Source organism: Amycolatopsis sp. NPDC003731, from assembly GCF_053586895.1.
The window spans coordinates 64,132-83,268 of the sequence record NZ_JBSFNC010000026.1 but is presented as its reverse complement, the minus strand read 5'-3'; the positions used below and the strand labels follow the sequence as shown (position 1 = coordinate 83,268).

Below are 19,137 nucleotides of genomic sequence, written 5' to 3'. Positions count from 1 at the left end.
GGCGGCCGAGCACCGCCGTGCAGCTGACCAGCGCGTCACTGCGCACCGCCAGCTGCAACGCCCGGCGGGCAGCTCACTCCAGACGGTCCGGATCGGACTCTCGGAAGTTCCCCGGCGGCAGGACGAGCACAGCGAAGGCGTTCAGCGACTCGTGGAGGTCGGCGGCGGCGCCGGCTGCCGCGGAGACGACCCGGAGGTACCTGCTTCCTCTCCTTCGGTAGCCGACCGGGACGAACGACGGCGGACACGGGACCGCTGTGCTTCCCCGCCCGTCGGCCGGTCACGTCAGCGCCGGTTCAGCCGCTTCAGCATGCCGGACCACCGGGGAACCGAACCTGACGAGTACCTTGCGATTCCGGCAGACCGGCCGGCAGCTCCGGAGCCGGTGGCAACCGGTGGCCGCGAGTGCCGGGCGCGGCTATCTCGCCGGCTCGGCTACGGCCGATGTCGCCGGCCAGGACCGTCGAGTGCTTCTCACGGCGAGGCCGTCGGCCGCCGGGACAGGTCCATGGCCTGGTCGCGGCGCGGGAGCGGGCGCAGGCGGTAGGTGTAGTGGTAGTCCCGGTCGGCGAACAGCTTGTACTCGTCGTGCGTCTGCGCGCCCCAGCTGTCGTCGCCGCCGACGCCCATCTGGTGGTGGTTCAGCCGGAGCACCACGTCCGGGCGCGGGGTGAGCTGGTAGTCGTGGAGTGCGCCGCTCGAGAGGTCCTCCGGGGTGAAGCGGGACGCGTTGACCTCCAGGAGCGGCTCGCCGCTCGCCAGCAGCCCGACGCCGCGCCGGTTGGTCAGCGCGATCCAGCGGACGTCGGTCTTGTTGCCGTTCTCCTGGGGGCGGATGTAGCCGGTCCACTGCTCGGCCACCGTCGAGGAGTACACGCCCACGTCGGAACCCGTGTTGCGGTCCCAGTGGTTCTCCTCGGGCCCGCGGCCGTAGTAGTCCAGCGTGTCGAATTCGCCGGGCACGAACAGGATCGAGCCGATTTCGGGGATGTACGGCAGGTTCGGCGAGCCGGGGTGCACGTCGTGCGCCACGAGGATCTCGCCGTGGCCGAACACCGTGTACGTCGTGGTGTGGGTCGAGGCGACCGAGGTCGGCAGGGTGCCGGTGACCGTGACGACCACCGCCCGGCCCGGCTGGACCGAGACGTCCGTGACGTGCCGGTCGGCGCCCGCGTAGCGCCAGGTGGCGACGCGGCTCGGGTGGCCGTTGCCGATGTCGTTGTCGGTCGGCGCGCGCCAGAAGTTCGGCACCGGCCCGGACGTGACGAGCCGGACGCCGTGCGCTTCGTAGGCCGTGATGAGCCCGGTGTCCTTGGCGATCGACACGCTGAACCCGGCGCCGGTGATCTCGACGCTCCGGTCGCTCTCGCGCACGGTGGCCGCGGGCACCTGCGCGAGCGGCACCAGCGGGACGGCGGGGCTGCCGAAATCCACCGGCAGCTGCTGCTTCGCCACCTCGAACCCGCGTTCGGCCCAGATCGTGGGTGCCTTGGTGGTGAAAGAAAGCCGGAGGAAATACTCGCCGGACGGCCGGCCGGGCCGGCGCAGCGGCAAGGTGATCGTCCGGCTCGATCGCGGCGGGACGTCGAGCTGGGCGGGCGTGAGCCGGCCGCGCTGGACGACCTTGCCGTCGTTCACCAGTTCCCAGGCCCCGTCGTGGGCGTTGACGTTGGTGAACAGGTTCTCGTTGGTGATCGTCACGCGCCCGGCGGGCAGGTCGGCGCCCGCGGAGACGTTGATCGCCTGGTAGACGTGCTTGACCTCGACGGCCTTGCCGCTGATCCGGCGGTCGGCGGTGACGATGCCGTTGGCGCAGAAGTTGCCGTCGTTGGGGTTGTCGCCCCAGTCGCCACCGTAGGAGAGGTAGGTCCGCTCCGCGGGCTGCTTCTCGGCGTAGCCGGCGGTGGCCGCGTCGAACCAGAACCGGACGGCCGGGTCCTGCGGGGACCGGTCGGCGGCGAGCTCGGCCGCGGTCAGCGCCCGCGCGTAGACCCGCGCGATCCGGATCCGCCCGCTGAACACCCGCTCGGGGTTCTCGTAGTCGGTGCCGAGCGCGAGCTGGGCGGCGGTGCTGTCCGGGACGCGATCGGTGCCGGCCTGGGCCACGGCTTTGCCGTCCACGTAGAGCGTGAGCGTCTTCGCGTCGTGGTCGAGGACGCCGGCGACGTGGTGCTCCCGGCCGACCCAGTCCGCGGGAAGCGGTGCGGTGGCCGAAATCCAGCCGCCGGAGTACACGAAGAACTCGAGGTTCGTCTCGCTCTGCTTGAGCGAGTACTGGTGATCGCCCTTGGCGACGATCGGCTGGTGACCGCCCACCGCACCGGCCGTGACCCACGCTTCGAGGGTCACCGAACCGGTCAGGTCCAGGCTCCGCGCGGGCGGGAAGACCGCGGCTCCCGCCAGGCCCTGTCCGGCGTCGAACGTCGCGGCGGGTGCCAGTTCCGCGGTGAGAGCGGCGGGGCCGGTCTCGGTGAGCAGCTTGCGCTTCGGCGTCGGCCAGTACAGCCCCTGGTCCACGAAGTCCCAGATGAACCCGCCCTGCAGCACCGGGTGCGCGCGGATGACGTCCCAGAACTCCTTGAAGTTCCCGGTCGAGTTCCCCATCGAGTGCGCGTACTCGATCATGACGTACGGCCGGGTGTCGGCCGTGTCGCGCGCCCGCTGCTCGAGCGCGGCCGGGGTCGGGTACATCTGCGAGCGGATGTCGCTGGTCCCCGGCCGGTCGTCGCCCTCGTACTGGATCACCCGCGTCGTGTCGTAGGAGTGGATCCAGTCGTACATCGCGGTGAAGTTGCCGCCCGAACCGGCTTCGTTGCCGAGCGACCAGATCACGACGCTCGGGTGGTTCTTGTCGCGGTGCACCATCGCCTGGGCCCGGGCCAGCACCGCGCCGGTCCACTCCGGCTTCGAGGCGGGGTACTGGTCGCGGACGCCGTGCGTCTCCAGGTTCGCCTCGTCCACGAGGTACAGGCCGTACTCGTCGGCCAGCTCGTACCAGGCGGGATCGTTGGGGTAGTGGGACGTGCGGACGGCGTTGATGTTCAGCCGCTTGATCAGCCGGATGTCCTCGACGAGATCGGCGCGGGTGAGGGCGCCGCCGCGGGCCGGGTGCTCCTCGTGCCGGTTGGTACCGCGCAGGCTGACCGGCTGCCCGTTGATCCGCATCAGCCCGCCGGTGAGCGCGAACTCGCGGAACCCGACGCGCGCGGACAGCGTCTCGATGGCCCGTCCTGAGGGATCGCGCAAGACGAGCACCGCGGTGTAGAGGTTCGGCTGCTCCGCCGACCAGAGCTTCGGTGCGCGGACACCTTGGGTCGTCTGCACGGTCACGTCCTGCCCGGCCGGCGCCGAGCCGAGCCCGACCTGCTGCCGCAACGGCTGCGCCCACACCGGTCGCCGGTATTCGTCGTACAGCTGGGTTTCCACGGTGTAGGTGCGGTTGTCCGCGCCCCCGTAATTGCGGACGCTCGCGGTGACCGCGAGGTCGGCGTTCGTGTAGCCGTCACGCAGCTTCGGGTCGAGCCGGAAGTCGCGCAGGTGCACCGTCGGCGTGGAGAACAGGTACACGGAACGGAAGATGCCGGACAGGCGGATCATGTCCTGGTCTTCCAGCCAGTCGCCGTCCGGGAAGCGGTAGACCTCCACGGCGAGCTGGTTGGTCCCCGGCCGCAGGTGGTCGGTGATGTCGAACTCCCCCGGCGTGCGCGAATCCTCGCGGTAGCCCAGCAGGGTGCCGTTGACCCACACGTAGAACGCTGACTTCACCCCCGCGAAGTGCAGGAACGTCCGCCGGCCCGACCACCCGGCCGGGACCTGGAAGGTCCGCCGGTACTGGCCGACCGGGTTGAACTTCGTCGGCGCGAACGGCGGCTGCGCGTTTTCGTTCTGCCCGTTGGCACCCCACCAGGGGTAGGTGATGTTGACGTAGATCGGGAAGTCGTAGCCGTGCAGCTGCCAGTTCGAGGGGACCGGGATGGTCGCCCAGGAGCTGTCGTCGACGGTTTCGCGGTAGAACTCCGGATCCCGGGCGTCCGGCCGGTCGGCGTGCCGGAACTTCCAGTCGCCGTCCAGGCTCTGGCGGAACGGCGAGCGGGTGCGGTCGCCGTTCAGCGCCTGTCCCAGGTCGGCGTACGGCATGAGCGTGGCGTGCGGCGGTTCGCTGCCGATGTCGAAGACGCCGATGTTGTTGTTCCACTCGGGGAACCCGTTGGGCGGCGCGGCCGGTCGCCGGGTGGCGGCCACGGCCGGGCAAGCCAGCGACGAAAGCGTCGCCGGTAACGCCAGCGTGCTCAGCAACGCAGCCCCACCGCTCAGGAAAGTGCGACGACTGAGCGCGCGACGGTACTCGTGCGACATCGTGAACCACCCCGTTCCTCGACGCGCAGAACGTTACCTTCCCACCCCGCGAAGTCAACGTTCTTCCGCATAGTCAAACGGACAGGATGTTGAGTCCTGTTCGACAATGGGTTGTTCACCGGAATGGCGGAGTGACCGCAGGCCGGCGGCTCAGTCCGTGAGCAGGTCCGGAAAACCGAACAGGGCGACCAGCGCGGGGTCGTGGAACTCGACCACGCGGGAGATCCCGGTGACCGTCGGGGTCAGCACCACGATGCCGTGGGCCCGGAGCGCGCCGCCGGCGTCCCGGTGGTGGACGGCGGCGGCCGGCAGGCCGTTGGCGGTGGTGGGGCTCATCCGCCAGTCGCCCGGCGTTCCCAGTACGTACGTGCCGAGCAGGTGCAGGCACTTCGCCCGGCCCGCGTACCAGTCGCGGAACGGGGTGGCTTCCAGGGTGGCGTCCGTGCGCAGCACCTGCTCGAGCAGGCCGACGTCGGCGCGTTCGAAGGCGGCGAGGTAGCCGTCGAGCAACGCACGCGCCCGGCGGTCGGTCGGTTCGAGCAGGTCCTCGGCCGGTGGTTCGAGGTCATCCAGGCGGGCCCGGGCTCGCTGGAGGCCGCTCTTCACCGCCGCCGTCGTGGTGCCGAGGATCCGGGCCGTTTCCGGCGCGGTGAAGGCCAGCACTTCCCGCAGGATCAGGATCGCCCGCTGGCGTGCGGGCAACTGCTGCAGGCTGACGATCAGCGCGAGTCGCACGGACTCCCGCGTCACCACGGCCGCCGCCGGATCCGCGACCCGGTGGTCCGGCATCGGCTCCAGCCAGGCCACCTCGCCCGGCGCCGCCGGGACGGGCGGACGTTCGGGCCCGTCGTAAGGACCGGTCAGGCCGGACGGGAGCACCCGGTTCCGCCGCGGCTCCAGCGCGGTCAGGCAGACGTTGGTGGCGATGGCGTAGAGCCAGGACCGGATCGACGCGCGGCCCTCGAAGCCGGCGTAGGACCGCCACGCCCGGAGGTAGGTCTCCTGAACCAGGTCCTCGGCGTCGTGCGCCGAACCGGCCATGCGGTAGCAGTGCGCCAGCAGTTCCCGGCGGTAGCCCGCGGTTTCGGCGTCGAACCGCTCTTGCTCCCGCCCGGGCACCGCCGCGGGTCGCCTGCTTGCCATGCTCGCTCCTCGTTCCGGCCGACACTCCCCCGGGTACGACCGGCGGGGCGCGGGAAAGGAATCGAAGCACAGGTCAGCAGGCTTCCCCGGTCAGACGTCGTCGAGCTGCAGGATCAGGCCGCGGAAGGTCACGAACCGGGCGAGGTTCGCCGTGGCGTCCTCGGCGGCGCGCCGGCCGATCTCCGACCCGAGCGCGGTCTCCAGCGCGGCCAGGTCGTCCCAATCCAGCATCACCGCCAGGTAGCACCGCTCGCCGACCACCGCCGGCGGCTCACGGCTCAACGTGAATCGGCGCAGGCCCGGATACTGCTTGGCCAGCGGGAGGTGGACGTCGGTGTAGTGCCGTTCGAACGCATCGACGTCGGATGGGGTGTCGTAGAGCACGACGAATCGTGCCTTCGGCTTCGCGGCTTCGGTCACGGCAGCAGGGCCAGCTTGCCGGTGGTCTCCCGAGCGGCCAGCGCCGCGAGAGCCTCGGGGGCGTCGGCCAGGTCGTAGGTGACCGGACGTGCGGGCTTGACGACCCCGGTGGCCACGAGCGCGGCCAGCTCCCCCGTGATCTCGCCGAAGATCCGGGGCGCGGTCTCCATCAGGGTGCCGATGTTGAGACCGATGACCTGCACCGGGTACCGGTACACCAGTTCCCAGTTGGTGAGCGTGGCTTCGCCGCCCGCCAGTCCGTAGACGACGACGCGGCCGGTGACCGGCTTGGCCGCGGCCAGGCTCGCCCCGAAGGTGGCGCCGCCGGCCGATTCCAGCACCAGGTCGGCCCCGGCACCACCGGTCACGCGGAGCACTTCGGCAGCAAGGTCGTCGTCGCGGGAGTCCAGGACGTGGTCGGCGCCCAGCGCCCGCACGGTCTCGTGCTTGCCCGGTGACGCGGCCCCGATGACCGTAGCGCCGTAGTGCTTGGCCAGGGTGACCGCGGCCTGGCCGGTCGCCCCCGCCGCGGCGTGGACCAGCACGGTCTCGCCGGCCGTCACCCGGCCCAGCGGCTTGAGCGCGGCGAGCGCGGTGGGCCAGTTCACGGCCAGGCCCAGCGCCTGCTCGGCCGTCCAGCCCGCCGGCACCGGCATCGCGGCCGCCGCGGGCAGGACCAGGTACTCGGCGAACGCCCCGTCACCGACACCGATCACGCGCGTCCCCGGCGGCGGGCCCGCCACCCCGTCACCGACCGCGACGACCTCGCCGGCCGCTTCGAAACCGGCCGGATACGGCGGCCGGGGGCCGTCGCCGAACGTGCCGCCGGCCTTCGAGAGGTCGGCGAAGTTGACCCCGGCGGCGACGACCCGGATCAGGACTTCACCGCGGCCGGGGGCGGGCACCGGTGCGTCGGTGATCAGGCGCATGTCGTGCGGGCCGGTCAGCGCGGTCTGGTGCCAGGCGCGCATGGTGGCAGGAACGTTCACGTCGATCGGCTCTCTTTCCCGGCCGGCTTCTTTCACGGCCGCCACTGCGGCGGGCCGTCGGCCGGACATGGAGACCGCATCGATCGGGAAAAGGAATCGGCGGCCTGGTCCGCCGGAACCAGGCCGCAGGCGGTGGCACCGCTAGGCGTGGGCTCCCCGGGCCGACACCAAGGACCTGGCCGCGCTCAAAGCCCTCCTCGAACGGCCTCACCGGGCGTGAACCCACCCCGGCCACCGCGGCCGAGGAACTCCCGTTCGGCGTCGGTGGGCGCCAAGCCGGCGGCCCGCCGGTAAGCGGCCCGCGCGTCCTCGTCCCGGCCCAGCCGGCGCAGCAGATCCGCCCGGGTGGCGTGGAAGGCGTAGTAGTTCTCGAGGTCCAGGTCGTCGACCAGCGCAAGGGCGACTTCCGGACCGTGGACCTCGGCGACGGCGACGGCGCGGTTGAGGGCGACGACCGGCGTGGGCGCGTGGGCGAGCAGCTGGTCGTAGAGGGCGAGGATCTGCCGCCAGTCGGTCCGCTCGGCGATGGCCGCGTCGGCGTGCACGGCGTTGATCGCCGCCTGGATCTGGTACGGGCCAGGCCGGTCGCGGCGCAGGCAGCGGCGGACGATCGCCTGCCCCTCCTCGATCAGGGCACGATCCCACCGGCCGCGGTCCTGGTCGCCGAGCAGGACGAGGGAGCCGTCCGGCCTGGTGCGCGTCGCACGCCGCGACTCGACCAGCAGCAGCAGGGCGAGCAGCCCGGCCACCTCGGGCTCGTCGGGCATGAGGGCGGCCAGGGTCCGGGCCAGCCGGATCGCCTCCGCGCACAGGCCGGGCCGGGTCAGGCCGGTGGTGTAGACGAGGTAGACGACGGCCAGCACCGACCGCAGCCGCCCCGGCAGGTCCTCCGCCGCCGGTACCCGGTACGGGATGCGGGCCGCCTTGATCTTGCGTTTGGCGCGGACCAGGCGTTGCGCCATGGCCGGTTCGGTCACCAGGAACGCCCGGGCCACCTCCGCGGTGGACAAGCCGCCCAGCAGCCGCAGGGTGAGCGCCACCCGCGTCTCGGCGGCCAGCGCCGGGTGGCAGCAGGTGAAGATCAGGCGCAGCCGGTCGTCCGGAACGACGTCCACCTCCCCCGGATCGGTTCGAGCCACCAGGACGCCCACCTCGCCGACCAGCTCCCGGCCCCGCGCGTCGCGGCGCAGCCGGTCGATCACGCGCTTGCGGGCCGTGACCGTGATCCAGCCACCGGGATTGGGCGGCAGACCGTCGCGCGGCCACTTGTCCAGCGCGACGGCGAACGCCTCCTGCACGGCGTCCTCGGCGAGGTCGATGTCGCCGCAGAAGCTGATGACCGCGGCCAGTGACCGGCCGGACCCCGCGCGGAAGATCCGGCCGACCACCGCCTCGCCGACCGCCTCGGTCAAGCCATCGGCTCGTCGGCGAAGCCGGCGAACGGGCGCACCTCGATCGGCACCCCGATGCACCGGGTGACCTTGCCCGCCCAGCCGAGCGCGGCGTCGAGGTCGGCGGCCTCGATGACGTAGAAGCCACCGAGGTGGTCCTTCGACTCCGCGAACGGGCCGTCGGTCGTCAGCAGCTCCCCACCGGACTCGCGCACGACGGTGGCCGTGTCGGGCTCGTGCAGGCGGCCGGAGAAAACCCACGCACCCGCCGAGGCCATCTCCCGCTCGATCTCGCCGAGCCGCGCGTGCGACTGCCGCATCCGCTCCTCGGTCACCGGCTCGCGGACCGCACCGGCCTGGTCGCTGTGCACGGACAACAGGTAACGCGTCATGGTGCCTCCTCCGTCGGCGGGCTGCCCCGCATCATCACCCCACCACGAACGGGACCACCCCGGAATCGACACCCGCTCGGGAAGAAAATCGGCAACCGCATGCGGTCGCTACCGCGGCCGGAGCCCGACCACAGGAAGTTGCCGGGCGAGCCTCCGCCGGGCGAGGTCGGTGCCGTCGTAGCGCCATCCCAGCAGCTTCCCCAACGCGAACCGCACCAACGGCGCGGCCACCCGGTTGCGGTGTTCCGGCCGAGGTGGTCAGGCACGGAAAACGACGGCCGAGCAACCGGCCCAGCCCGACGTCGTAGAGCCGGACCGGAGCGCGGAAGACGCGGCGATCGTGGCGGTCGAACGCCTCGGTGATCGGGCCGCCCTTGGACCAGCTGCTCGCCGAGCACGTAGGCGCCCGCGACCCCGAGCGACGCACCCTGACCGGCCAGCGCGATCCGGCCGCAGCTCCAGCGCGGCACGGCGATCTGGGCGACCTCCCCACCCGCCTCGGGCCCTCGGCGGCGAATCCACCTTCCCGCATGAATTGCCCGGTGGACCTGACGATTTCCTTGCGATCCGGCTCAGCCGAGCACGAAGTAGCGCAGCCAGAGGTAGGGCGCGGCGATGAGCACGGTGAGCAGGGTGACCTGGGCGCCCTTGCGGGTGAACTCCCAGAACGAGATCGGGCTGCCCGACCGCGCCGCGATGCCGAGCATCACCACGTTGGCGCTGGCGCCGATGGCGGTCATGTTGCCGCCGAAGTCCGCTCCCAGCGCCAGTGACCACCACAGGGCTTCGGAGTGCGTGGGGTCGGGGATGTCCTGGGTCAGGGCCAGCACCAGCGGGCTCATCGTGGCGACGTACGGGATGTTGTCGATCACGGCGGACAGCAGCGTCGACACCACGAGGATGAGCATCACGGCGAACAGCGCGTTGCCGCCGGTCGCGTCCGCGGCCAGCTTCGCCAGGTCGCCGATCACCCCGGTTTTCACCAGCGCGCCGATCATGACGAACAGCCCGGCGAAGAACAGCAGCGTCTCCCACTCGACACCGGCCAGGTAGTCCTCCGGCTTGACGCGGGAGATCGCCACCAGCACACCGGCACCGAGCAGGGCCACGACCGACGGCTCGACGTGGATCAGCGAGTGTCCGACGAACGCCGCGAACACGCCGAGCAGCACGACGCCGCACTTGATCAGCAGGCCGCCGTCCCGGATCGCTTCGCGCTCGTTGAGCCGCATGATCCCGGCCACCCTTGCCGGGTCGACGGCGAACGAGCCGCGGAACACCCAGCGCAGCGCCAGGGTGAACGCCAGCAGCTCGATCGCCACGATCGGGGTCATGTTGACCAGAAAGTCGTTGAACGACAGGCCGGCCCGGCTGCCGATGATGATGTTCGGCGGGTCACCGATCAGCGTGGCCGCGCCGCCGATGTTCGAAGCCAGCACCTCGGCGATGAGGAACGGCACCGGCTTGATGTCGAGCCGGTCGCAGACCAGCAGCGTGACCGGCGCGATCAGCAGCACGGTCGTGACGTTGTCCAGGAACGCCGACGCGACCGCCGTGATCAGCACCAGCAGGACCATGATCCGCAACGGGGAGCCCTGGGCGCGCTTGGCCGCCCAGATGGCGACGTACTCGAACACCCCGGTGCGGCGCAGCACGCTGACGATGACCATCATCCCGAACAGCAGGAAGACGACGTCCCAGTCGATGCCGGTGTCGTGGGAGTAGAACGCGTCGGCGGAGTCGGTCACGCCGAACGCCAGCACGACCCCCGCGCCGGCCAGTGCGACGGCGGTCTTCGGCAGCTTCTCGGTGGCGATGAAGACGTAGGCGACGACGAACACCGCGACGGCCAGGACGGTGCTCATCGCGCCGCCGCGATCAGCCGTGCGCCAGCGCCAGCTCCAGCAGCCGGGACGCGGAGATCACGCCGAGCAGCTGCTTGCCCTCCATCACCGCGACCAGCGGGCAGCGGAGGCGGGCCATGATCGCCGCGACCTCCACGATCGTGTCGTCGGCCTGCACCCGCGGCAGCTCCGACGGCTTCTCCGGGAGCAGCGCCCGCACCGGCTTGCCACTCAGCTTGTCCGCGACCCGGTCGGCCATCGACTCGTCCAGCACGCCGGCCAGCGACGGATCGTCCTGGACGTAGCTCGGCACGAGGAACCGGACCACCTGGGACGCGGGCAGGATCGACTGGGGGCAGCCGGCGGCGTCGGTGACCACGATGCCCGGCAAGCGGTGTTCCGCCAGCAGCCGGACCGCCGTCAACCCGTCGGAGTCCAGGTCGACGACCGGGTACTCCTCCGCCATCTCCACCGCGTGCATCAGCCCAGCGTACGACCCCGTCGCCTGGTTCGCGGCGCACTATCCGGCCCTCCTGTCGGCTTCTTGACGTCCGGTCGGCAGGTTGTCCGGTGGCTCGAAGTGCTCGGCGCGGGGATGGCGAGGCCGAGCACCAGCTCGATCCCGACCTTCCCCAGGTCGGAGTCCGCGTGCGCGGCGGTGGCCAGGCGACAGGATCGCGCCGAGCAGCAGGGCGGTCGGCCAGGCCAGGCCGACCAAGAAGTGCGCGGGCACCGCCATGGGAAATCCGTCCTCGAAGCGGGTCCTCCGCCCGCCGCGGGCGAAGGGCCGACCAGGCTTCCCGGCACTCCACGCGTAAAGATGCCGCAAAGATCCGGCCGGCGCAAACCGGCGGCGCTCGAGCGAGCAGCATGCCAGGCAACGCGAACAGTCCGGCGCGAGCCGAGCCGATCACGTCGGTGATCAGGAGTTCCTTACGCTGCCTCGGTGAGCCGGTAGTCGAGCCAGACCCGGTCGCGCAGCTCGATGCCGTCGATGCGGATGCCCGGCGGGTAACCGGTCTCCGGGGTGAAGGCGTCCCGTTCGACCGAGCGCATCCGAAACCCTTGCCGCTGGTAGAACCGGAGGTTCCCGATGTCCGCGGCGGCCGTCGCGACCACCAGCGTCGTCCGGGATTCGGCCGCGGCCAGTTCGACCGCGGCCCGGACGAGCCGCCGGCCCACGCCGCGACCTTGCCGGTCCTCCCGCACGGCCATGTTCTTGATCTCGAGTTCGCCCGGCCGGCCGGGTTCGACCAGCTGCAGGTGCCCCAGCACGGTCGTCCCCTGCAGCGCGACCAGGACCCGGCCGGACATGAGGTAGGAATCGAGCTGCTCCCGGGAGTCCTCGGCCAGCTCGAACAACGGCCGCAGCTCCTCCCGCGGGCCGGAGTGGACTTCCACGCGCACGTCGGAGTCCATGCTTCAGCGCTTCGCGGCGAGGTCGCGGCCGGCGCGGAAGAACCGCACGACCGCGGCCGCGTCACCGAGCTCGGCCAGCGTGCGTGCGGCACCGAAGGCGGCATTCCAGAAGTCACCCTGACGGGGTTCGAACGGCCCGACGTAGGCGTAGGGCACGGCGATGTGCCGGTCGCCCGGCGAGACGCCGTAGTTGACCTCGTCGAGGGTGATCGCGACGTCGAAGTGTTCCGGCCACAGGATCGGCGGCGGTCCGGGGGCGAATTCACGCAACGCGGTGTCTCCCTCGGCGAACGCTCCCATCAGGACCTTCACCGCCTCCGCGTCCAGCGTGAGGACTTCGTCGAGCCGCACGCCCGGACCGCCGCCGTACACCCCGGCGGGCTCACCCGCATCGAGCCCCGCGGCCGCCGCCACTTCGCGGTAGGACCGGCCGTTCAGCGGGAACCGGCCCGAACTCGTCAGCAGTTCGGCACCTTCGACCCGCAGGGCGGGGTCGGCCGCGGTCGCGAAACCGCCGGCCACCACCCGCAGGTCGATGCGGCCGGTCCGGCGGTGCTGGGGCCCGGCGAGCAGCAGCTCGGCCGTCCCGTGCAGGAACCGCCGGGTGGTTTCCAGGACCTTCTCGGTCATCGTCGAACTCCTCTGTGACACCTGGCCCGTGCCGGAGCACTGAGCCTGCCGTAACCGCAGTGTGCTCGACCATCGGAGGCGTTACATGACGGAGAACGACCGGCACCGGGTCGCCCCGGCCGATGGGCCCGAAGACGGCCGGGTTCGCAGCGTCACGGTCGACGGCCGCGGTGTCGCGCCGGCAAGCTGCGGCGCACGGCTGGGCGCCCTGGAGAACCGCTGCCCGCACCAGGGCGGCCCGCTCGGCGAGGGCTCGATCGAAAAGGGACTGCTGCGCTGCCCGTGGCACGGCCACGACTACGACCCGATCTCCGGGCAGGCCCACGGCGAGCTGACCTTCCTCGGCATCCGGCACGAAGGCGCGGCCGCGTGCGCCTACGGGAACCTGACCGGCCGTCCGGCGGAGTGTGTCGCCATCGCCGGGCCGGGTCGACGAACCTGCTCACCGGGCTCTACGACGTGGCCGTCTCGGCCACCACCGTCCACCGCGGAAGCGACCACGCCGAGCCGGCCGCGCTCGCCGTCAAGCACGCGATCGACCGCCGCGGCGTGGCGCACCTGGTGCTGCCCGATGAAGTCCAGCTGATGAACGAGGCCGATCTCCTGATCGTCGTCGGCGCGTCCTTTTCGAACCACACCGGGATCGCCGCGTACCAGCCGATCCTGCAGGTCGACGACGAACCCGCGGCGATCGGCCGGTTCGACGCGGTGACGGTGTCCCTCCCGGCTCGGCGACGCCCGGCTCACGGTGGCCGCGCTGACCGCCGCGCTCGGCGGGACCAAGGCCGAGGACCAGCGGCCCGACGTCGGCAACCACGCCTACTCGCTGGGCGCTACCCGGAGTCGACGGGCCTCGAGCGTCCCATGTGGACGCTCCGGCACGATTTCTCCGCCATCGGGTCCACGCCCGCCAGCGCGCGGTGCCGAGCCTGCGCGACGTCGGGGACCACACCGCCGAGGAGGTCTGTGCACTGCTGCAGATCTCCGCGGCCAACCAGCGTGTGCTGCTGCACCGGGCCCGCGCCGTCGTCCGGGAACGGCTGGCAGACTAACTGCAGAGCGGAGCCAGGACGTGAACTGTGACGAATTCATCGAACTCGTCACCGCGTTCCGCGACCGGCACAGCGCCCGCTGATCTCGGCACGGGCAGCCGACCGCTCTCGACAAAGCCCGAGAAGCCCGCTCGTTGCTGTTTACGACGACCTGTCGTAATCTTTGCGACAGGTCGTCGCAAACGGCCGGGAAGGAGTTTCTCCATGGACACCCTCGCCGATCGCGCCGAGCTCGTCGAACTGCTCGGCCGGTACGCCGACATCGCGGACCGAAAGGAGTACGCCGAGCTGCCCGGCCTGGTCTTCACCGACCCGGTGACCCTCGACTTCGAGGCGGTCGCCGGGATTCCGCCCATGACGACGCCGCTGCGCGAATACGTCGAAATCCTTCGCGGCTCCTTCGCGGCCTTCACCGCGACCCACCACGTCATCAGCGGGCACGTCGTCGAGATCGACGGCGACACCGCGAAGATCCACGCGCACGTCCGCGCCGAACACTGGGCCGACGATGGACCCGACCGCTGGCTGGTGGCCGGTTTCTACGACAACGAGGCGGTCCGCACCGCGGCCGGCTGGCGCCTCAGCCGCGTCAAACTGACTGCGACGCACCAGGAAAACGCCCACCTGTCGGGTCTCGCCGGTCCCGCGGGAGGATGATCGGATGCCGCGGATCCGGGGAGCCAGCATCGACGAGCACCACGAGCTGGTGTGGGCCGACCTGGCCGAAGCGCTTCGGCAACTGCTGCTCGACCACGACTTCGACGCGATCTCCATGGGCCACATCGCGGCCCGCGCCGGGCTCGCGCGCAACACCTTGTACAACTACGCCCGCGACAAGAACGCGCTCGTCCTGGCGTTGACCCGGAGGGCATGCCGGCCGCTGATCGACCGGGTGACCGCGATCGCAGGGTCGGCCGGCCCGGCCGCCGAACGGATGCGGGACATCGTCGAAGCGGTCCTGAAGGCGTGCACGGACCCGGCCCTGCACCTGATGTTCCGGCCCGGTTCCGGGCTGCCGGTCGCCGAGGTGCCGAAAGGGCCGGAGAGCCCGTTCCACGCCATCGTGGCCGACGTCGAGAACGTCGTCCGCGACGGCATCGCCCGCGGAGAATTCCGCGACGTCGGCGACGTGCCGCTCGCGGTCGAGCTGCTGTCCGGCGCCATGCGCGCGGGCGCCGAACGCATCAGCCGCGACCCGGCCACCTACGCGCCGACGGTCGCGGCGGCGCAGGACACCATCCTCGCGTCCCTGACCCGGCGCCCGGATCGCCCCTGAGCCCCCGACGCCGATCCTGATCCCGGGCGCCACGCAGACCGCGTTCGCCGTGCCCCTGACGCACGCCGTCCTGCGGTCGACGCTGCGTGGGGCGGATCTGCCCGGGATCACCGCCGCCGCGCGTCGGTACCTGCAGCTCCGCCTGGCCTGCATCGCCGACCACCTGGAGCCGGCGGGTGAGCGGACTTGCGCCGATCAGCGGTTCTCGGGCCCGGGTTCGCCCGATACACCCGAACGGTGAGCGGTGAGACGCATCCCGAGCCCGTTCCCTACCCGTTCGGGGCGGCGGCGGGGCTGGACATCGACCCGGCCTTCGCGGAGGCCCGCGAGACACCCGGGCTGATCCGGGTCCAGCTGCCCTACGGTGAGCCCGCGTGGCTGGCCGTCCGCTACGACGACGTCCGGCTCGTGGTGGGCGACCGGCGGTTCAGCCGCGCCATGGCCGTCGCGGCCGACGTGCCGCGGATGGGGCCGGTCAAGCTGGACGCCGGGATCATCGTGCGGGATCCGCCGGAGCACACCCGGCTGCGCAGGCTGGTGGCCAAGGCGTTCACCGTGCACCGGGTGGCGCAGCTGCGGCCGCGGATCCGGGAGCTGGCCGAAGAGCTCGTGGCCGCGATGACGGCCCGGGGGATGCCGGTCGACCTGGTGGAGCACTTCGCGTTGTCGCTGCCGGTGGCGGTGATCTGCGAGCTGCTCGGCGTCCCGGTGGCCGACCGGCCGAAGTTCCGCGCCTGGAGCGACGCCTTCCTGTCCACGAACACGGCCACGGCGGAACAGTTCGCCGAAAACCGGGACGGGTTCCGTGACTACCTGAGCGGGCTCGTCGCCGCCCGCCGCGCGGCCCCCGCCGACGACCTGATGACCGCGTTGATCGAGGCCCGGGACGAGCACGACCGGCTCTCCGAGCTCGAGCTGGTCGACATGTGCCTCGGGATCCTGGTCGCCGGGCACGAAACCACCGCGTCGCACATCCCCAATTTCCTCGTCGTGCTGCAGGCACACCCCGAGCGCCTGGCCGAGCTGCGCGCCGACCTCGACCTGATCCCGGCCGCTGTGGAGGAGCTGATGCGGTTCACCCCGCTGAGCTACGGGCCCGGCTTCCCGCGCTACGCCACGGAGGACATCGAAGTGGGCGGTGTCCTGGTGCGCGCGGGAGAACCCGTCGTCGTCGACTTCGCGGCGGCCGACCGGGATCCCCGGCAGTTCCCCGATCCCGACGAACTGCGCTTCGACCGGGCGGAGAACCAGCACCTCGGCTTCGGCCACGGCGTGCACCACTGCCTCGGCGCGCCGCTGGCCAAGGTCGAGCTCCAGGAAGGACTGCGAGCCCTGCTCGGCAAGCTGCCCGGCCTGCACATCGCCGGGGACGTCGAGTGGAAGGTCGAGATGCCGGTCCGCGGCGCCCAGCGGATGCCCATCGGGTGGTGAGCTGCCGGCCCCGGCGGCTCACCGAGCGTCGCGCAGCTGACGCCGTGAGCTGATGCCGAGCTTGCCGAAGACGTTGCGCAGGTGCCATTCCACGGTGCGCGGGCTGAGGAAGAGCCTCGTGCCGATTTCGGGGTTGGACAGGCCTTCGCGGACCAGGCGCGCGATCTGGAGTTCCTGGGCGGTCAGCTCCCCGGTGGTCCCCGTCGTGCGCTTGCGCGCGGTCTCACCGGTGGCCAGCAGCTCGCGGCGCGCACGGTCCGCGAAGGCTTCGAGGCCCATCGCGGACGTCATGGCGTGGGCCGTGCGCAGGTGCTCCCGGGCGTCGGCACGCCGTCCCTCGCGCCGGAGCCATTCGCCGAACAGCAGGTGGCCGCGGGCCAGCTCGACCCGCAGCGGCGTCCCGGTGAGCAGCGCGATCGACGCGGCGTAGCACTCGTCCGGGGTTTCCCCGGCCAACGCCCGCAGCCGGGCTTCGAGCGCCCGGACCCACGTCGTCGGGGTCGCCCGGGCCCGTTCGGACATCCGGTCCAGCGCGGCGGCGACGAGGACGTCGTCGCCGGTCCGGGACGCGGCTTCCGCCAGCTCGGCCGTCGCCAGGGCCTGGTGGCCGACGGTGTCGTCCTCGAAAACCCGCAGCGCCGCGTCGCGGGCGCGGTCGTGGCGGCCGAGGCCGTTGCCGAGCACGGCGTTCGCGTAGCCGGCGAACCGCACGACCCGGCCCTGGCCCCGCTCGGCCGCCTCCTCCGCCGCCGCCGCGATCTCCGCGGTGTCCCGCCCGCGCAGAGCGGCGAGCAGGATCGCGCTGTACCCGACCGGGCGGCCCCCGGTGACCTCGGCGAGCAGGCGGTCCTCGTCGACGAGCGCCTGTGCCGCGTCCAGGTCGCCGGCGACGAGGTCGTGGTTGGCCAGGAAGTTGAGGGCGAACTGCAGCTGGACGAGCGCACCGGTGTCGCGCGCCAGCCGGACCTGACGCTCGGCGAGCGCGCGCCCGGCCGCGTAGTCCAGCATTTCGGTCGCCAGGGTGCCACCGGCCCGGTTGCCCAGCAGCCACAGCACGCGTCCGGTGTTCTCGCTGCCGGTGTCCAGTGCCCGGACGGCGTCGATCGCCTTGGTCATCAGCGGGGCCGCGGCCGCGTAGCCGTCGGTGAGGCGGGTGGCGAGCGCGTCCAGCACGAGGTCGGCAGCCGTCGGCGGGCGCTGGGCGGCGGGCGCCGTACGCGCCTGCTTCGCGGCTTCGGCCCCGGATCCCGCCCAGACCGCGGCTCCCAGTGCCTCCAGGTAGGTCTCGCGCGCCTGGTCGCCGTCGAGGCGCCCGGCCGCACGCAGGAGCAGCTCCGCCGCGGCACCGCCGCGCCGCTGGTCGAACGCGATCTGCCCGCGCAGCCGTTCGGCTTCGGCGTCGCGCTCCGGATCCGGCGGCCCGGCATCGGCCGCGTTCAGCAGGCCCAGTGCCGCGTCCAGTGCACCGGCGCCGCGTTTGGCCCGGGCCGCGGCGAGCTCGCGCCGGGCCCGCAGCGCCGGATCGGGCGTGAGCGTGGCCGCCTGCTCCAGCAACGCCGCGGCGGCGACGAGGCCCCCTCGGGCCTGGGCGCGGCCGGCGGAGTGCGCCAGTTCGGCCGCGACCTGTTCGTCGGGGGTGATGGTGGCCTGCGCGCGGTGCCAGGCGCGCCGGTCCGGGTCGACGCGGGCGTCGGTCACCTCGGCCAGGGCCCGGTGCACCTCCCGCCGTTCGCGGGGCTCGGCGGATCGGTAGACGGCCGAGCGCACCAGCGGGTGCCGGAAGCGGATCCGCGGCCCGAACTCGATCAGCCCGGTCGCTTCGGCGGCCGCGGCGGGGTCGGCAGCCAATCCGAGCTCGCCGGCCGCACGCCAGAGCAGGGTCGCGTCCCCCAACGGCTCCGCCGCCGCGACCAGCAACAGCTTCCGGGTGTCGGACGGCAGCGGGTCGAGCTGCTGCAGGAAGCAGCGCTCGAGGCGGTCGGCGAGCGCGTTGCCGTCGGGGCGGAGGAGGCCGTCGGTCTGCTCGGCGGCGGTCCAGAACCGGGGCAGCTCGACCAGGGCCAGGGGGTTGCCGTGCGTTTCCGCGACGATCCGGTCGCGCACGCGAGCGTCCAGCGGGCCGGGGAAAACCGAATCCAGCAGGGTGCCGGCCGCCGCTTCGCCGAGGCCGCGGACGGTCAGCTCCGGCAGCCCGGCCAGGCCGGGTTCCCCCGCGGGCTCACGGACGGCGGCGACCAGGGCGATCGGCTCGGCCAAGAGCCGGCGCGCGACGAACGCGAGGGTCTGCGCGGACACCTGGTCGAGCCACTGCGCGTCGTCGACGAGGCACAGCAGGGGCCGCTCCTCGGCGACCGCCCCGAGCAGGGTCAGCACCGCCAAGCCGACCAGGAACCGGTCCGGCGGGGCGCCCGCGGTCAAGCCGAACGCCGTGCCGAGCGCGGCCCGCTGCGGCGCCGGCAGGTGCTCGAGCCGGTCGAGGAAGGGCGCGCAGAGCTGCTGCAGCCCGGCGTAGGGCAGCTCCCGCTCGGACTCGGCACCGGCCGTCCGCGCGACCCGGCAGCCGCTCGCCTGCGCTGCGACGTGGTCCAGGAGCGCGGTCTTGCCGATGCCTGCCTCGCCGCGGAGCACCAGGACCCGGCTGTGTCCCGCCCGCGCGGCGGCGAGCACGCCGTCCAGCGCGGCGAGTTCCCCGACGCGGCCCAGCAGCTCCGGCTCCCGACCAGACACCCCCGCAACCCTAGCGCCATCCCCGGGGCACCGGCCCGGGGAACACCAGGGTGTCTCCCGGGGGCGA

The 19,137-nt window shown here is 72.3% G+C and carries 17 protein-coding genes; 6 read left to right on the top strand and 11 right to left on the bottom strand.

Going from position 1 to position 19,137, the window contains the following annotated elements; translation table 11 throughout:
* Positions 1 to 474: 474 nt before the first annotated feature.
* The 10 genes from ACWDN5_RS14045 to ACWDN5_RS14000 all read right to left on the bottom strand — a co-directional run bounded on the left by ACWDN5_RS14045 (position 475) and on the right by ACWDN5_RS14000 (position 12,584).
* Positions 475 to 4,356, bottom strand: coding sequence for a glycoside hydrolase family 2 TIM barrel-domain containing protein (locus tag ACWDN5_RS14045; RefSeq protein ID WP_449676567.1), 3,882 nt, complete (start codon positions 4,354 to 4,356; stop codon positions 475 to 477).
* Between the two features lie 150 nt (positions 4,357 to 4,506).
* Positions 4,507 to 5,499: an RNA polymerase subunit sigma-70 gene (locus ACWDN5_RS14040; protein WP_449676566.1), complete on the bottom strand. Its 993-nt coding sequence runs from the start codon at positions 5,497 to 5,499 to the stop codon at positions 4,507 to 4,509.
* 90 nt (positions 5,500 to 5,589) lie between these two features.
* Entirely contained in the window at positions 5,590 to 5,919 is a 330-nt protein-coding gene (locus ACWDN5_RS14035) for an EthD family reductase (protein ID WP_449676565.1), read from the bottom strand.
* Positions 5,916 to 6,908, bottom strand: coding sequence for a zinc-binding dehydrogenase (locus ACWDN5_RS14030; protein ID WP_449676564.1), 993 nt, complete (start codon positions 6,906 to 6,908; stop codon positions 5,916 to 5,918). Before ACWDN5_RS14030 ends, ACWDN5_RS14035 begins: the two co-directional genes overlap by 4 nt.
* Before the next feature lie 185 nt (positions 6,909 to 7,093).
* Positions 7,094 to 8,320 (bottom strand): RNA polymerase sigma factor, encoded by a 1,227-nt coding sequence (locus ACWDN5_RS14025; protein ID WP_449676563.1) that lies wholly within the window; start codon positions 8,318 to 8,320, stop codon positions 7,094 to 7,096.
* Positions 8,317 to 8,691, bottom strand: a complete 375-nt coding sequence (locus ACWDN5_RS14020; RefSeq protein WP_449676562.1) for a YciI family protein — start codon at positions 8,689 to 8,691, stop codon at positions 8,317 to 8,319. The genes ACWDN5_RS14025 and ACWDN5_RS14020 overlap by 4 nt, the downstream gene beginning before the upstream one ends.
* Positions 8,692 to 9,263: 572 nt before the next feature.
* Positions 9,264 to 10,556: an SLC13 family permease gene (locus ACWDN5_RS14015; RefSeq protein ID WP_449676561.1), complete on the bottom strand. Its 1,293-nt coding sequence runs from the start codon at positions 10,554 to 10,556 to the stop codon at positions 9,264 to 9,266.
* A 13-nt stretch (positions 10,557 to 10,569) separates the two neighbouring features.
* Positions 10,570 to 11,016, bottom strand: coding sequence for a CBS domain-containing protein (locus ACWDN5_RS14010; RefSeq protein ID WP_449676560.1), 447 nt, complete (start codon positions 11,014 to 11,016; stop codon positions 10,570 to 10,572).
* Between the two features lie 452 nt (positions 11,017 to 11,468).
* Positions 11,469 to 11,942 carry a GNAT family N-acetyltransferase gene (locus tag ACWDN5_RS14005; RefSeq protein ID WP_449676559.1) on the bottom strand — a complete coding sequence of 158 codons (474 nt, stop codon included), beginning with the start codon at positions 11,940 to 11,942 and terminating at the stop codon, positions 11,469 to 11,471.
* Positions 11,943 to 11,957: 15 nt separating this feature from the next.
* Complete coding sequence (locus ACWDN5_RS14000) at positions 11,958 to 12,584, bottom strand: hypothetical protein (RefSeq protein ID WP_449676558.1); 627 nt, start codon at positions 12,582 to 12,584, stop codon at positions 11,958 to 11,960.
* Between the two features lie 85 nt (positions 12,585 to 12,669).
* Here ACWDN5_RS14000 and ACWDN5_RS13995 point away from each other — a divergent pair, with 85 nt between their 5' ends.
* The 6 genes from ACWDN5_RS13995 to ACWDN5_RS13970 all read left to right on the top strand — a co-directional run bounded on the left by ACWDN5_RS13995 (position 12,670) and on the right by ACWDN5_RS13970 (position 16,343).
* On the top strand, positions 12,670 to 13,170 hold the full coding sequence (locus tag ACWDN5_RS13995) for a Rieske 2Fe-2S domain-containing protein (protein ID WP_449676557.1): 501 nt from the start codon (positions 12,670 to 12,672) through the stop codon (positions 13,168 to 13,170).
* Positions 13,171 to 13,504: 334 nt separating this feature from the next.
* Positions 13,505 to 13,636 (top strand): hypothetical protein, encoded by a 132-nt coding sequence (locus ACWDN5_RS13990; RefSeq protein ID WP_449676556.1) that lies wholly within the window; start codon positions 13,505 to 13,507, stop codon positions 13,634 to 13,636.
* Between the two features lie 204 nt (positions 13,637 to 13,840).
* A complete protein-coding gene (locus tag ACWDN5_RS13985) occupies positions 13,841 to 14,293 on the top strand; it encodes a nuclear transport factor 2 family protein (RefSeq protein WP_449676555.1) in 453 nt (150 codons plus the stop codon).
* A gap of 4 nt (positions 14,294 to 14,297) precedes the next feature.
* Entirely contained in the window at positions 14,298 to 14,912 is a 615-nt protein-coding gene (locus tag ACWDN5_RS13980; protein ID WP_449676554.1) for a TetR/AcrR family transcriptional regulator, read from the top strand.
* A gap of 49 nt (positions 14,913 to 14,961) precedes the next feature.
* Complete coding sequence (locus tag ACWDN5_RS13975) at positions 14,962 to 15,153, top strand: hypothetical protein (RefSeq protein ID WP_449676553.1); 192 nt, start codon at positions 14,962 to 14,964, stop codon at positions 15,151 to 15,153.
* Complete coding sequence (locus tag ACWDN5_RS13970) at positions 15,150 to 16,343, top strand: cytochrome P450 (protein WP_449676552.1); 1,194 nt, start codon at positions 15,150 to 15,152, stop codon at positions 16,341 to 16,343. The genes ACWDN5_RS13975 and ACWDN5_RS13970 overlap by 4 nt, the downstream gene beginning before the upstream one ends.
* Positions 16,344 to 16,361: 18 nt before the next feature.
* Here ACWDN5_RS13970 and ACWDN5_RS13965 read toward each other — a convergent pair whose 3' ends face one another.
* Entirely contained in the window at positions 16,362 to 19,070 is a 2,709-nt protein-coding gene (locus ACWDN5_RS13965; protein ID WP_449676551.1) for a helix-turn-helix transcriptional regulator, read from the bottom strand.
* Positions 19,071 to 19,137: the final 67 nt, after the last annotated feature.

Bases quoted from the DNA above. Each gene is read 5' to 3' on its own strand.
- ACWDN5_RS13985 (WP_449676555.1), top strand. From the start codon at position 13,841: ATGGACACCCTCGCCGATCGCGCCGAGCTCGTCGAACTGCTCGGCCGG.
- ACWDN5_RS14045 (WP_449676567.1), bottom strand. From the start codon at position 4,356: ATGTCGCACGAGTACCGTCGCGCGCTCAGTCGTCGCACTTTCCTGAGC.
- ACWDN5_RS13980 (WP_449676554.1), top strand. From the start codon at position 14,298: ATGCCGCGGATCCGGGGAGCCAGCATCGACGAGCACCACGAGCTGGTG.
- ACWDN5_RS14000 (WP_449676558.1), bottom strand. From the start codon at position 12,584: ATGACCGAGAAGGTCCTGGAAACCACCCGGCGGTTCCTGCACGGGACG.
- ACWDN5_RS14015 (WP_449676561.1), bottom strand. From the start codon at position 10,556: ATGAGCACCGTCCTGGCCGTCGCGGTGTTCGTCGTCGCCTACGTCTTC.
- ACWDN5_RS13995 (WP_449676557.1), top strand. From the start codon at position 12,670: ATGACGGAGAACGACCGGCACCGGGTCGCCCCGGCCGATGGGCCCGAA.
- ACWDN5_RS14040 (WP_449676566.1), bottom strand. From the start codon at position 5,499: ATGGCAAGCAGGCGACCCGCGGCGGTGCCCGGGCGGGAGCAAGAGCGG.
- ACWDN5_RS14010 (WP_449676560.1), bottom strand. From the start codon at position 11,016: ATGCACGCGGTGGAGATGGCGGAGGAGTACCCGGTCGTCGACCTGGAC.
- ACWDN5_RS14020 (WP_449676562.1), bottom strand. From the start codon at position 8,691: ATGACGCGTTACCTGTTGTCCGTGCACAGCGACCAGGCCGGTGCGGTC.